This window comes from Desulfosporosinus sp. OT (assembly GCF_000224515.1).
Lineage (GTDB): Bacteria > Bacillota > Desulfitobacteriia > Desulfitobacteriales > Desulfitobacteriaceae > Desulfosporosinus.
This window is the reverse complement of record NZ_AGAF01000269.1, coordinates 1-12,529: the sequence shown is the minus strand read 5'-3', so window position 1 is coordinate 12,529 and position 12,529 is coordinate 1. Positions and strand designations below refer to the sequence as shown.

The window sequence follows — 12,529 nt, the reverse complement described above, 5'->3', positions numbered from 1 at the left end:
ATTAAAATAAGAGGTGAAAAAAATGGGTGACATACGTGAACGCATCGACTTAGGAGTCTGGGGAATGTTTCGTACAGGTTGGTGGGTCGTTCATGTTATTGGAATTGTTGTTGTTGGTTATATTGGCTATTGGATTGCAAGAATGTAATGGCAGCATCAAAATTAATCCGAGAATAGCAAACAATAGCGTTGTGAAATTTACACAACGCTATTGTTTGTTTCGTGGTACAATTATGTAAAATATAGTCACAAGGATGTGATAATTATGAATTTACAGCTTGGGGTTCGTGGGCAGGCTCAGACGATTGTAACTTCTTTGAATACTGCTAAGGCCATGGGTAGTGGACACTTAGAGGTCTTCGCAACACCAGCAATGGTGGCACTCATGGAGCAAGCAGCTGTAAATGCCCTGAATTTGCCAGCAGGGCAATCGAGTGTAGGTACTGCTTTAAATATTTCGCATACTGCAGCAACTCCACTAGGAGCTAAAGTTTCTGCAACTGCTGAACTTATCGAAATAGACCGCCGACGTATGGTTTTTTCAGTAGAGGTTTATGATGAAGTAGGACAGATTGGCGTAGGAAAACATGAGCGTTTTATAATAGATATTGACTCGTTTCTTGTTAAAGCGCAGACTCGTATATAGGGGATGTAACAGTGGAAGATTTTTATACGTTATCTCAAGTGATTACAAGTGAACAAGTGATTGAAAAATCTCGTTTCATTGCGGTTGCTGTACCTCTAACAACGTTAGAGCAAATAGAACAATCAATACTCAAGATTCGTGAAGATTACCCAAATGCGCGTCATTATGTCTATGCCTATCGATTACATGATGGTTTTATTGAGAAGTCTTCCGATGACGGTGAACCGCAAGGGACGGGTGGACGCCCCGTGCTTGATATTTTGCAACACCGGAACGTTTGGAACATTTTGGTGGTTGTTGTCAGGTATTTTGGAGGAATACTTCTTGGGACAGGCGGACTGTCTAGGGCTTATGGTGGCACTGCCCGGCAAGTTTTAAGTGAGACTGAATTAAAGAAATTAACTCTTTATCAGGCATTTGCTTTGCGAGTGCCTTATGAATGGTATGAGCAGCTTAAATATCAGCTCTATCAACATTCATGGATTACCGATAAAGAGGAATTTAGTGAAGTTATCAAACTTGTTGTCCATGTGCCGGAACAAGAAACTGAGTTATTCAGAAAGTGGCTGGATGACTTCACACGAAAACAAGTGCCTTATGAAGAAGTTGGTAGTATCTGGGGTTAAGAGCAAGAGCGAAAAAAATAGAAAGAAAAGTCGGACTTTAGGAAAGTGAACACAATCACTATCCCTTTTCATCTTGATCTGATATAATGATAATCGAGATATATCATAGTTAAATGTGATGTGTGCGAAAGGGGTGTTGTTTATGCTGGCTTGGATTCTCGTGCTGATGATAGGTGGGTTTCTCTTAGGATGCGCTGCAGTCATTACAACCTCGTGTTATCAACTTGTAAAATCGATTCGCCGTATACCAAGAAAACGAGGACCTTTGTCTAGGATTGTTGAAGTATAGTCTATATGAATAGTTGCAAATAGCTTGTTATACGCAGAGAAGCACTAATTCCTAAAATAAGAATTAGTGCTTCTCTGCGTTATACAATAAGGGTTTAGGGGAGCGCTATTCAAAGACACTTTGATTTCGACCTGTTCTTTTAGCTTTATAAAGGGCATGGTCTGCCCTAGAAATTAATGAGGCGGGAGAATCTGAAGGATGCCAGAGCGTTGCTCCGATGCTCACCGTAACGGATACGTCCTCGTTTGTTGGTGGGTAATGAATCAAGGTTCTTTCAACAACTTCACGAATTTTCTCACTGATTAGCAAGATTATTTTCTCGGTGGTTTCAGGTACTAGAATGACAAATTCTTCTCCGCCATAGCGAACAATAAGGTCTCCTTCTCGTAAATTACTTTGAAGTTCTCTCACAATGGTTTGAAGTACAGCATCACCAAATTGGTGACCGTAGCGGTCATTAAAAAGTTTAAAATTGTCAACATCGATGATAAGTAAGCCGAAAGTAACTGAACGCTTACGGCGTTGACATAGTGAGATTTGTTCGCGCAATCGTTTTTGGAAATAACGATGATTATATACTCCTGTTAGCCCATCGGTGATTGATTCCCGTTCAACAAAGGCATACAGTAGAGCATTTTCCAAAGCAGAGGAGGCATGACCGGCAACGGTTTCTAAAAACTCCATTTGCTCGGAAGTGATTTCCGGTTGGCGAATGGAATGAATATTAATACTTCCGATTTTGTGTTGTGCGTTTTGAAGAGGCAGGCAACAGATCCATTCCCAATCCCGTAAATCCTGAGGTGAACGGTAATAGGTTACCCCTTCAGCTAAGACTTTCTTGAGAAATGAGAGATCGAGATGAGGTGGTATCTGAGGGGAGAGGGTACCTGAATCAAACACGCCGATAACCTCAAAGTCTTGTGTTTTTTCATTATAAAGACAAACACTCGCTTGATTAATACCAATAAGCGAAACAATGGCGCTAATAATATTGGTAGCAATAACTCGTGTATCGAGAGAAGCGTTAAGAGCACGTGCAATGTCTAAAAGGACGTGAGTTTGTAAGCGAATCTCTTCGAGTTGGCTTTCTAAGATCTCGATTTTTTGTTTTAAACTAGAGATATCTTCAGGATCAGTTTGTTTATCTCGCGGCATAGCTAAGCCTCCCAAATCAAGATCAAACACGGAATCTAGCGCTTAGCAGGTCCCGTATGTAATAGGTATGCATTTAACTTCTATAGCTAGTATTCTCTTCCAATACGAATAATCCTTTGATAATTATAGTCTTTTACCATGAAGGAAGATATGGTAGCTTGTGCAATTTATATAAAGCCTTTCAAATCGGTAGCATAAGAAGAAGGAGAAACGAGACTTCTGTCGAATTTAAAACTAGTATCGTGCAGGATGAAGGGGGGAACCCATATTCAGGCTTATGAAATCACTGTTATTTTGGGAAGTATTCCATTTATAACGTTTTTAACTTGTCGAGCTCGAGTATTGGGGTTAACCAAATGGAAAGCATTTTTGATAGCCTTATTTTTGTGTGGGGATGTCATGCTATTTCCTTGGGCTCTTCGGTCTGGGTGGGTAATTTGGTGGATTGTCTCCATAATTATGCTGATTATTTCGGTCACGCTATGGCCTAAAGTACAAAAAGCCGAAACGAAGGACAAAGCCTTGGATTCCCCAATAAATGTATATCCGGAAAATCATAGTAGTGAAGAGATAATTGAACAGCTACAAATGAACACAGTTGAAACAATTGAAGCGGGTGACGAGGTTAAAACAGTTACTACAGAAAGTCCTGTTAATAGAGGAGAATTGGCCTTAGTAATATCTATCGATGAACTCATTGAATTGGGATTCAAAGAAAAATATTTAGACAACTATGAACAGGCAGCTTTCTATTTTTCTAGGGCTTTAGCTCTTGACCCGATGCCCGATTTGGCTTTCTATTTAATGATTGACTGTTATTGGCTTTGGAACATTTTGGGGGAGCATGATTATGCGTTAACCCATTTGGAAGCGTATGTCCAAAAGTACTTACCACAATTTAATAACCAACTTCGTAATCAATTTGATGCCTGGATGACAAAAGAGGATCTCCACAAAATGTTTGAATAATAATAGGGGGGCTAGTTCGCCGATGAAGCCAACAAGGGAAATTATCGGGTTGCGTATTATCAGTATTTCGGACGGAATTCAAGTAGGAGTTGTGAAGGATCTTGTTCTAAATCCGCAGGGGAAAACGCTAGATTTTATAATTATTGATCAACCCACGGATTATTTGGGTGCAAAGGTCATTGCCTTCAAGGACGTCTTAGGACTGGGGGAATTTGCTATCACGATACCCCATCCTGGAGTTATTCAAGATGTCGCTCAAAATATTGAAGCTCAGAATTTGTTAAAGCAAGACACTCGTGTTTTAGGAACCCAGGTATTGACGAAAAAAGGACAACTCATTGGAGAAGTGAAAGAAGTGCTCATTGATGAAGAAACGGGCCTAATTGCTGCTTGTCTTTTTGAATCAGACGATGAAACGCATGAAGTCGGAGCAGAGCAAATCATTACTTTAGGCAAAGAGTTACTTATCGTCGAAGGAGCCTCGTCGCATCCAACCAATGACGTTATGGAATTCAGCCTTCAAGATCCGATTCAAACACCAGTCGCAATAGATTTAATTGAAGAAACAGAATCGGCAAGGGAAATAGAGCTTGTAACGGAATTAGACTTTGTTGTCGAACCAGAAACTACTCAAGAACCAGAGCCTGTTGGAGAGCGAGAAACTGGTTTTAACCTTTTTGAGCAACGTCAACTGCAATACTTCATTGACAAAGTGGTAGAAAAAGATATTGTTCTGGACAATGGTGAAATATTGCGGGCAGGGGAACGCATTACGTCTAATGTTGTAAACCAAATTATGACGAGGAGTACATTGATGGAAGTCACCTCCCATCTACAAAAAAACTAGGGGAACTGAGATATTGGCATGCAAAAGAAAAGACTTCTAATGACGGCGTTACTATTACAATTTTGTGTTACCTTGGGGTTAGGGACTGTTGTAGCTTATGGCAACACGCATGATCTGGCACCGTCAGGTTTAATCATTTGGGGTCAAGACTTTTCTGGATTGAGTAGAACTCAGGTCTCGACTCAATTAAAAGAGAAGGTTCCCAAGATTGTCACTTTTAGAGGACATGATTATCCATTGAAGTTGGATCGTTCTTATGCGGAGATTGAAAAATGGTTGGATCAAGTGTTTCAGGCCACAACAGGTTTTTGGTTTTCTGATTTAATTCATAGTTTAACACGTCCATTCCTAATAATCTCGCCGAATACTCTAGAGTTAAATAGAGAAGAAATTATTGCCCAGTTGCAGTCTTTAGGTGGTATTATTAACAAACCTATGCATCCTGCTACCATTAGCTATTCGGATGGCAGATTGCAAAAAAAAGATGGAGAACCAGGGCAAAAATTGGATATTGAAGGAACCTGGTTGAGAATTGAACATGAGCATGAACAGAAGCGAGTGGCACTTATTGTAAACGATGTTCCTGCTCTACCGGGTGCATCTGACCTTTCGAAAATTAAGAATATCATGGGGGATTACACAACGTATTTTAGTCCTCAAGATGTGCCACGCACTAAAAATTTGCGCTTAGCGGCTATAGCTTTGAATAATAGGTTAATTGCACCAGGCCAAGTTTTTTCTTTCAACGACGTTGTCGGAGAACGGACAGAGGCTGCTGGGTATTTGCCAGCATTAATTTTTGTAGATCGCTCTATGATTAAAGGAGATGGCGGAGGGATATGCCAAGACTCTAGTACTCTCTTGCAAGCTGTTCGCCAGGCTCATTTGAATGTCGTAGAGAAACATACTCATTCTTTGCCAGTATCGTATGTATTAAAGGGACAAGATGCGACCGTTTCTTTTGGAATACTTGATTTTCGTTTTCGCAATGATACGCAAGGATACCTTTTAATCAGTGCTCGTACTGGGTCAAACTGGCTAAGAATACAACTGTATGGATTAGCAGATGATCAACATCCGGTACTTCAGCAGCCGGAAGGTTACCCAAGTCATCCAGTGGATTGGAACAAGGACCCAAAATAGATGGTTTTGCCGAAATAGGCAGCTTTAGTATAATAGAGAGTAATAACTATTAGGGCGGCTAAAGAAAGAGACTCCCTAATAGGAGACTAGCAATGCCTAGTTTCCTATTAGGGAGTTGATTTATTTACTAGAGCTTGAACTGAAAAATTGGATATTGTCAGATTTGCTTGTTCTAGCTGTTGAGAGCTATAAATATTGATAAATGAGTTTGGCAGCTACTAACAAAGACATCACAAGAAAAATCGGTTTGACGAGTTTTGCTCCACGTTTTATGGCAAGTCGCGTTCCAACCTGAGATCCTAAAATCATGAAGAGGGCCATTGGAATTCCATAGGACAAGAGAATCTTTCCATTGCAGGCGAAGAGGAGAAGAGAAGCGACGTTGCTAGTGAAATTCAAAACTTTAGAATTTGCTGAGGCAACAACAAAGTCAAAGCCGAAAAGTGCGATGAAAGAAAAGATAAGGAAGGACCCCGTCCCAGGACCAAAAAATCCGTCATAAAATCCTAAGGCCAGCGCAAATAGACACCCCACAAATATATGAAGAGGATCGAGTCCTTTGAATTTGTTCTCCATGCCTAGATTTTTATGTAGCAGGGTATAAATTCCTACGAATAAAATTAAAACTAAGACTGCTTTACTTAAAAATTCGGAGCTGACCCTAAGAACGGCCCAAGCACCAAGGAGTGCACCGATTAAAGTAAAAGGAATTTGCCACTTTACTAGCGGTAAGTGCACTTTACCAGAGCGTGCGAACGTAATAGAACTGTTTAAAGAAGCCATGGATGCTGAAAATTTATTCGTTCCAAGGGCTAGATGGGGGGGCACACCAACTAATAATAATGCGGGAAGACTAATGAGTCCTCCTCCTCCGGCAATTGCGTCGACCGCTGCAGCTGAGAAACCTAGTGTACAGATAATGAAAAGATTAAGCCACATTCGTTTAATACCTCACTTAAAAAATATACTTTTTAAAGTATACTCCCAAGCTTTATAATCGTCATTATTATTCTCAGGTCGGGACTGGGAAAAAAACAAAAAATGATATAGGATTGTATTAATACCAAGTAGCTAAAATGTTCTTCAATAGGAAGGAGTAAACCTCTAAGTGCGGCAAGTAGGAGTTAATTCGTTAAAGATTGGAGATATATTAGGTAAAACGATTTTCTCAAGTTCAGGCAGAGTCCTGTTAGGCAAGGGAGTTAAACTTACTCCGTTATACATAGCTAAATTAAGAGATATGGGGATATCCATTCTCTACATTGAAGACGATCGTTTTGATGACGTTATAGTCGAAGATGTTATTAGTGAAGAAAATCGTCGCCAAGCTATGGGGATTTTAGAAAAAAGCATGCGAGCAGTTCGGTTAGGAAAAAATCTTGATGGCTTTGAATTAAAAAAAATCATTAGTAAAATTGTTGAAGAAATTTTGTTTAAAAAGGATATCCTAGTAAACATGATGGATATGCGAAGTTTCGATAACCAGATCTTTGCTCATTCTGTCAATGTCTGCGTTCTTTCAACAGTTTTAGGGAAGGCCATGTTCTTAGATCGTGAGAAACTAGATACCTTGGCCATTGGTGCGATTCTTCACGATACTGGTAAGGTGCAATTGGATCAGAAATTATTTAATGAAGCCGCTAATTTAACTCCCGAAGAAATAGAACTCGTTAAAACACATACAATTTTAGGTTTTGAGGATCTTCGAAAACGTAAAGATCTTAGTTTGGTCGTTGCCCATATTGCTTTTCAGCACCATGAACATATGAACGGCACCGGGTATCCTCGGCACCTCAAGGAAGGGGAAATCCACCCTTTGGCTCAGATTGTGGCGATTGCAGATCTCTATGATCGGCTTACATCCGACTACAGTGATGAAAAGCGGATTATGCCTTATGAAGCTTGTGAAATTTTAATGGGCCTCGCGGGCACACTTTACCCTTTAGAAATGGTTCGGTTATTCCTGAAAAATATTGCGGCTTACCCGACCGGAGTAACTGTGAGATTGACTACCGGAGAAATTGGAGTTGTTGTCGATCAAAATTTAAGCATGCCAGCTCGGCCTATAGTTCGAGTATTTGATGAATCGGAATTCGGGCAAAATGTAATTAAAGAATACAATATGGTGGAAAAGCGTACTATTTTTATTCAAGAAGTTTTAGGCTAACCACTCTGGAGGTTTTACGAACATGTCAGAGATTTCTTCCTATGAAGCGAATATCATTTTTGAGGCCTTACAGAAGCGGTTTCCGGATGCTCACTGTGAGCTTGAATTTCGTACTCCTTTTGAACTCTTGATTGCCACCATATTATCTGCGCAATGCACTGATGAAAGAGTGAACCTTGTCACCGTTTCCCTGTTTGCCGAAACGAATACTCCTGAAGAGATCCTAGCTTTAGGGCAAATAGAACTCGAAAACAGAATTCGCTCCCTTGGCTTATATCATAATAAAGCTAAAAACATTCTTGCAGCCTGTAGGGTAATCGTTGAGGACTTTGCGGGACTAGTACCCAATGATATAGATTCGTTGAGAAAACTTCCCGGAGTGGGGCGTAAAACGGCCAATGTTGTGGCGAGTAATGCGTTTGGAATTCCGGCGCTAGCTGTTGACACGCATGTTTTTCGTGTCGCGCATCGTTTAGGTATAGCCAATGGGAAAACACCGGAAAAAGTTGAGGAAGAACTGCTGCGGATCTTCCCAAGAGAGAGATGGACACAAGTCCATCATCTTTTGATCTTTCATGGTCGACGAATATGTGTTGCTCGTAAACCGAATTGTGAAGAATGCCCATTAACGGTTGTTTGCAAGATGTACCAAGCACTCAAGAGTTAAAAATAAATTCTCTTCCCAAGCTTCTTATTAACCTCCTTTCGTGTTAGAATATATTTCGAAACGCGAAGAAGCTTAATGAAGTTTACTCGCAAGGAGAATAGGATAGGCGACACCATCAGAAAATAGAAAAGGGTTGAGCGTGATGAAATATGTTCGCTTCAAGAACACTGAAAATGAGATTAGGTATGGAGTTGTCGAAGGGGAGCAGATACGGCTTTTGGACGGGACTTTCCTTGACTCCAATAGTAAACTAACTGATATTTGGTTACCTTTAGATGGGGTCACTTTGCTTGCCCCTACAGAGCCAAGTAAAGTAGTCTGTGTCGGGCTCAATTATGCTTTGCACATCAAAGAGATGAACCATTCGTTACCTGAAGACCCTGTTATTTTTTTGAAGGCGCCAACCTGTGTTATTGGTCCAGAGGCGGATATTATTTATCCTAAAATCAGTCAGCAAGTAGACTATGAAGCTGAGCTCGCTGTGATTATTGGGAGTACTATTAAAGGTGGTACAGAGGCTGAAGCCGCAAAAGCTATTTTTGGCTATTCATGTGCTAATGATGTTACTGCAAGGGATTTGCAAAAAAAAGATGGACAATGGACTCGTGGAAAATCATTTGATACGTTTTGCCCAATCGGTCCATGGGTCGTAACTGATATCGATCCAAGCCAGTTAGATATCCAACTTTTGCTTAATGGTGCAGTGAAACAGTCTTCCAATACCCAGTATTTTATAAATTCTGTGCCAAAACTCGTGAGCTTCATCTCTCAAGTCATGACGCTATTACCTGGAGATGTTGTGCTGACCGGAACACCTGAAGGGGTTGGCCCGATGCAGCCAGGGGATGAAGTTATCGTCAAGATCCAAGCTATTGGGGAATTACACAATACCTTAAAATAACACACTGCGTATAACCCTGAGGAGTTATTTGATCTGATACAAGAGGTTATTACTTGCATATGGGGGTATTCGCATGATTAGCATTGGACATAACCCGAATACTAATATGTTACCGATGTTCTATTTTTTACAGAGAGAGCATCCTTTACTGGAGTCTGTGACCGCTGAACCCACGGGGCATAATGCTATGTTGGCTGATGGGCGAATTGATATGGCTCCGATTAGTGCCTTTTCTTATGGCGAACATTGGAAAGATTATGCGATGTTGCCAAACCTTTCGGTCTCTACCAAAGGCCGGGTAGGGTCGATCCTTTTATTCTCGAAGGTTGCTTTGAAGGATTTGGATGGCAGGACGGTTGCTCTGACAAATACATCAGCAACTTCTGTCAATTTAACAAAAATTTTGCTCCATCATTACTATGGTGTAACCCCACGTTATTTGACTATGCCCTCCGATCTTCAGGGGATGTTTGCTAAGGCCGATGCGGCGCTTCTGATCGCAGATGCTGCCATTCAAGCAGCGCTTCTTCATCCAGATTGTTATATCTATGATCTAGGTGAAGAATGGCTTCATCATACGGGCTGCTCCATGACTTATGCCGTTTGGGCTTTCCCTAAAAGGCTGATTTCAGAGCGAGGCGAAGAAGTATTAACTGTCTATCGTTTACTTTTGGACGCTAAGGCTAAGGCACTGTCTAACCTAGAGGATATTGTTAAGACGTGCCAAACAATGCTTGGAGGATCGCTGGATTTTTGGCGAGATTATTTTAATCAATTTGATTACAGCTTAAGTGATAATCTAATCTCAGGGCTTCAGAAATATTTAGACTTATGTTTTGAGTTGAAGCTTTTGTCAAGTCGTCCTGTTTTTGAGTTTTGGCCAAAGGAGTAAAAATGGGATATTGGGTGTACCTGGCACGATGTGGTAACAATACTATCTATACGGGAGCAACGACGGACCTTAGGCGGAGGTTGCGAGAGCATAACCATGGTGCGTCAGGAGGCCATGGGGCTAAATACACAGCCGCGCATCTGCCTGTTTCTTTGGCCCAAGCTTGGGAGGTAAGCACTTGGAGTGATGCACTTCGGTTAGAACATGCAATTAAAAAGTGTGTTCGCGCTGAAAAGGATCAATTGATTAAGCAACCCGAACAAATTTACCGACTTGCCGAGCGGCGTAAGCTTACCTTTTTAATTTCAGGGGCTTCCCAGGAATTACTGAAACAGACCGAGGAGGTCTAACGGATGCAGCCAAAAGCAAGAAGGATAGTAAGGAGAATATATGTTTAAAATAGCTTTAGTTGCACATGATGAAAAAAAAGCGGAAATGATAGCCTTCGCCAAAAAACATAAAGATGTCTTAGCTCAGTGTGAATTAACGGCAACGGGGACAACGGGGAAATTGATTAGAGAACATACCGGATTATCGGTAACTGCGCTTTTGTCTGGCCCAATTGGAGGAGATCAACAAATTGGTAGCCTAGTCGCCACACAAAGTTTAGATATGATTATCTTCATGCGCGATCCTTTAACCGCTCAAGCCCATGAACCGGATATCTCTGCCTTATTGCGTGTTTGTGATGTTCATAATGTCCCCTTGGCGACAAATCGAAAAAGTGCAGAAATTTTAGTGGATCATGTCAAGCGTTGTTTGGAGGGAGGTGAAAACAATGCCAATTGTGCAAGTTGAGTTATTGGAAGGCCGTACACTGGCCCAGAAACGATTACTTGTAGAGAAGGTCACTCAGGCAATTGTGGAAGCAACTGGGGCGCCTGCAGAAAGAGTCTCGATTATCATTCGTGACATGCCTAAGGAAAATTATGCCAATGCAGGAAAGCTGGCCAGTGATCAATAGTTCTAGGCTAGTGATCGTTCAAAGCAAAGTGCGAAGAGAATCCCTCTTCGCACTTTGCTTTATTTTAGGGTCTAAACCTCTACATTTATAGGCGATAGGCGCTACCGCCCATAAATTCCCTTAGAATTGAGTTAAAGGGTACTGTCGAGATGTCCAAGGGGTCAAAAAAAGATAATAGAGTTAAGAGATGAACGGCCGTTTTGTAATGAGGGGATTCTGGTATTATGGAGTTTAATAAATGTTCGGCATTGGGACGGAGGGCATTAAGTTCATATAATAGGCTAGAGTTAAACATCACATTGGCTTCTTCCTGATAAGGAAAGATATTGCTATTTTCTCCTCGTCGGACGCTTTCCCATTGTGCTAGTGTTCGTTCAGGATTAATTCCTCGGAATTTATCGTCTCTAACAAGTCTGCGGATTAGGCGAACCTGTGTGGTGGAGACCCTAGTATAGGCATCAATATTGAGTTGAAAAAGGGCGCTTACATAAATCTTAAACGTTTGATTCCGATCAAGCGATGGTGCCAAGTGTGGATTTAGGGCATGGATCCCTTCAATCACAAGAATTTCATCAGAACTCATATGCATCAATTTACCTGTGGGGAACCGCCGACCGGATACAAAATCAAACAGCGGTGTTTCAACTTCTGCCCCTTTGATAAGGGCATTCAAATGGGCATCAAGGAGAGGTAAATCAAGGGCTTCTAAGGCTTCAAAATCGTATTGACCGGAGGCATCTCGAGGAGTTTCATCTCGCGACAGGAAGTAATTATCTAAGGATAGGGCAACAGGGCGAAGGCCATTGACGCGTAGTTGGGTTGACAGCCGTTGGGCAAAGGTCGTCTTACCAGAAGAAGATGGCCCTGATATAAGAATTACGCGCACGTTGCGCTGCTCAAAGATCCTATCAGCAATGGAGGATATTTTCTTCTCATGTAAGGCTTCAGCCAAACAGATTAAGTCCTGTGAACCTTTGGCAGCAATAATAGAATTTACATCTTGGACATTGGAAAGGTGTAAGTTTTCCAACCAACGTTGGGTTTCAGAAAAAGTTGATGAGAGTTTCTCTGGAGGAATAAAAGGAGATATCGTCTTGGCTTGATTGGCATTAGGGAAGAGCAGAATGAATCCCGGTGGAAAATGGATCAGTTCGAAATATTTCAGAGATCCTGTTCGGCTAAGAGGAGGATAAATCGTAATAATTTCATGATTATCTATATGGCAATCATACAAATTGTCTTTCCGACTTTCATAAGTGATGG

At 41.2% G+C, this 12,529-nt stretch carries 16 protein-coding genes; 13 read left to right on the top strand and 3 right to left on the bottom strand.

All coding sequences use genetic code 11. The annotated features are described in order from the left end of the window. Window positions 1-22 precede the first annotated feature (22 nt). From DOT_RS32585 to DOT_RS26085, 3 genes are all read left to right on the top strand, one after another. Window positions 23-148, top strand: coding sequence for a hypothetical protein (locus DOT_RS32585; protein ID WP_009624623.1), 126 nt, complete (start codon window positions 23-25; stop codon window positions 146-148). A 117-nt stretch (window positions 149-265) separates the two neighbouring features. After that, window positions 266-646: a thioesterase family protein gene (locus DOT_RS26090; RefSeq protein ID WP_009624622.1), complete on the top strand. Its 381-nt coding sequence runs from the start codon at window positions 266-268 to the stop codon at window positions 644-646. An 11-nt stretch (window positions 647-657) separates the two neighbouring features. Next, entirely contained in the window at window positions 658-1,272 is a 615-nt protein-coding gene (locus tag DOT_RS26085; protein ID WP_009624621.1) for a YigZ family protein, read from the top strand. A 394-nt stretch (window positions 1,273-1,666) separates the two neighbouring features. On the opposite strand, the gene DOT_RS26080 is transcribed toward DOT_RS26085, so the two are convergent. After that, entirely contained in the window at window positions 1,667-2,716 is a 1,050-nt protein-coding gene (locus DOT_RS26080) for a sensor domain-containing diguanylate cyclase (protein ID WP_009624620.1), read from the bottom strand. 249 nt (window positions 2,717-2,965) lie between these two features. On the opposite strand from DOT_RS26080, the gene DOT_RS26075 reads away from it, so the two are divergent. The 3 genes from DOT_RS26075 to DOT_RS26065 are packed head-to-tail and all read left to right on the top strand — an operon-like array spanning window position 2,966 to window position 5,675. After that, a complete protein-coding gene (locus DOT_RS26075) occupies window positions 2,966-3,685 on the top strand; it encodes a tetratricopeptide repeat protein (protein ID WP_009624619.1) in 720 nt (239 codons plus the stop codon). 22 nt (window positions 3,686-3,707) lie between these two features. Continuing rightward, window positions 3,708-4,532, top strand: a complete 825-nt coding sequence (locus DOT_RS26070; RefSeq protein WP_009624618.1) for a PRC-barrel domain-containing protein — start codon at window positions 3,708-3,710, stop codon at window positions 4,530-4,532. An 18-nt stretch (window positions 4,533-4,550) separates the two neighbouring features. Continuing rightward, window positions 4,551-5,675 (top strand): VanW family protein, encoded by a 1,125-nt coding sequence (locus DOT_RS26065; RefSeq protein ID WP_009624617.1) that lies wholly within the window; start codon window positions 4,551-4,553, stop codon window positions 5,673-5,675. Window positions 5,676-5,861: 186 nt separating this feature from the next. Here DOT_RS26065 and DOT_RS26060 read toward each other — a convergent pair whose 3' ends face one another. Continuing rightward, window positions 5,862-6,614, bottom strand: coding sequence for a TSUP family transporter (locus tag DOT_RS26060; RefSeq protein WP_009624616.1), 753 nt, complete (start codon window positions 6,612-6,614; stop codon window positions 5,862-5,864). A gap of 169 nt (window positions 6,615-6,783) precedes the next feature. Between DOT_RS26060 and DOT_RS26055 the strand changes: the two genes are divergently transcribed. From DOT_RS26055 to DOT_RS26025, 7 genes are all read left to right on the top strand, one after another. After that, entirely contained in the window at window positions 6,784-7,842 is a 1,059-nt protein-coding gene (locus DOT_RS26055; protein WP_009624615.1) for an HD-GYP domain-containing protein, read from the top strand. A gap of 22 nt (window positions 7,843-7,864) precedes the next feature. Next, window positions 7,865-8,509: an endonuclease III gene (gene nth, locus DOT_RS26050; protein ID WP_009624614.1), complete on the top strand. Its 645-nt coding sequence runs from the start codon at window positions 7,865-7,867 to the stop codon at window positions 8,507-8,509. A gap of 142 nt (window positions 8,510-8,651) precedes the next feature. Further along, entirely contained in the window at window positions 8,652-9,410 is a 759-nt protein-coding gene (locus DOT_RS26045) for a fumarylacetoacetate hydrolase family protein (RefSeq protein WP_009624613.1), read from the top strand. A gap of 73 nt (window positions 9,411-9,483) precedes the next feature. Then, a complete protein-coding gene (locus tag DOT_RS26040; protein WP_009624612.1) occupies window positions 9,484-10,302 on the top strand; it encodes a menaquinone biosynthesis protein in 819 nt (272 codons plus the stop codon). A 2-nt stretch (window positions 10,303-10,304) separates the two neighbouring features. After that, entirely contained in the window at window positions 10,305-10,652 is a 348-nt protein-coding gene (locus tag DOT_RS26035) for a GIY-YIG nuclease family protein (protein WP_009624611.1), read from the top strand. Window positions 10,653-10,692: 40 nt separating this feature from the next. Then, window positions 10,693-11,100 carry a methylglyoxal synthase gene (locus DOT_RS26030; protein ID WP_009624610.1) on the top strand — a complete coding sequence of 136 codons (408 nt, stop codon included), beginning with the start codon at window positions 10,693-10,695 and terminating at the stop codon, window positions 11,098-11,100. Next, window positions 11,081-11,266 carry a 2-hydroxymuconate tautomerase gene (locus DOT_RS26025; protein WP_009624609.1) on the top strand — a complete coding sequence of 62 codons (186 nt, stop codon included), beginning with the start codon at window positions 11,081-11,083 and terminating at the stop codon, window positions 11,264-11,266. Before DOT_RS26030 ends, DOT_RS26025 begins: the two co-directional genes overlap by 20 nt. 85 nt (window positions 11,267-11,351) lie before the next feature. On the opposite strand, the gene DOT_RS26020 is transcribed toward DOT_RS26025, so the two are convergent. Further along, on the bottom strand, window positions 11,352-12,529 hold a 1,178-nt coding region (locus DOT_RS26020; protein WP_009624608.1), incomplete at its 5' end, for a nucleoside kinase.

Bases quoted from the DNA above. Each gene is read 5' to 3' on its own strand.
- DOT_RS26040 (WP_009624612.1), top strand. From the start codon at position 9,484: ATGATTAGCATTGGACATAACCCGAATACTAATATGTTACCGATGTTC.
- DOT_RS26035 (WP_009624611.1), top strand. From the start codon at position 10,305: ATGGGATATTGGGTGTACCTGGCACGATGTGGTAACAATACTATCTAT.
- DOT_RS26030 (WP_009624610.1), top strand. From the start codon at position 10,693: ATGTTTAAAATAGCTTTAGTTGCACATGATGAAAAAAAAGCGGAAATG.
- DOT_RS26025 (WP_009624609.1), top strand. From the start codon at position 11,081: ATGCCAATTGTGCAAGTTGAGTTATTGGAAGGCCGTACACTGGCCCAG.
- DOT_RS26045 (WP_009624613.1), top strand. From the start codon at position 8,652: ATGAAATATGTTCGCTTCAAGAACACTGAAAATGAGATTAGGTATGGA.
- DOT_RS26060 (WP_009624616.1), bottom strand. From the start codon at position 6,614: ATGTGGCTTAATCTTTTCATTATCTGTACACTAGGTTTCTCAGCTGCA.
- nth (WP_009624614.1), top strand. From the start codon at position 7,865: ATGTCAGAGATTTCTTCCTATGAAGCGAATATCATTTTTGAGGCCTTA.
- DOT_RS26070 (WP_009624618.1), top strand. From the start codon at position 3,708: ATGAAGCCAACAAGGGAAATTATCGGGTTGCGTATTATCAGTATTTCG.
- DOT_RS26065 (WP_009624617.1), top strand. From the start codon at position 4,551: ATGCAAAAGAAAAGACTTCTAATGACGGCGTTACTATTACAATTTTGT.
- DOT_RS26075 (WP_009624619.1), top strand. From the start codon at position 2,966: ATGAAGGGGGGAACCCATATTCAGGCTTATGAAATCACTGTTATTTTG.
- DOT_RS32585 (WP_009624623.1), top strand. From the start codon at position 23: ATGGGTGACATACGTGAACGCATCGACTTAGGAGTCTGGGGAATGTTT.
- DOT_RS26090 (WP_009624622.1), top strand. From the start codon at position 266: ATGAATTTACAGCTTGGGGTTCGTGGGCAGGCTCAGACGATTGTAACT.
- DOT_RS26080 (WP_009624620.1), bottom strand. From the start codon at position 2,716: ATGCCGCGAGATAAACAAACTGATCCTGAAGATATCTCTAGTTTAAAA.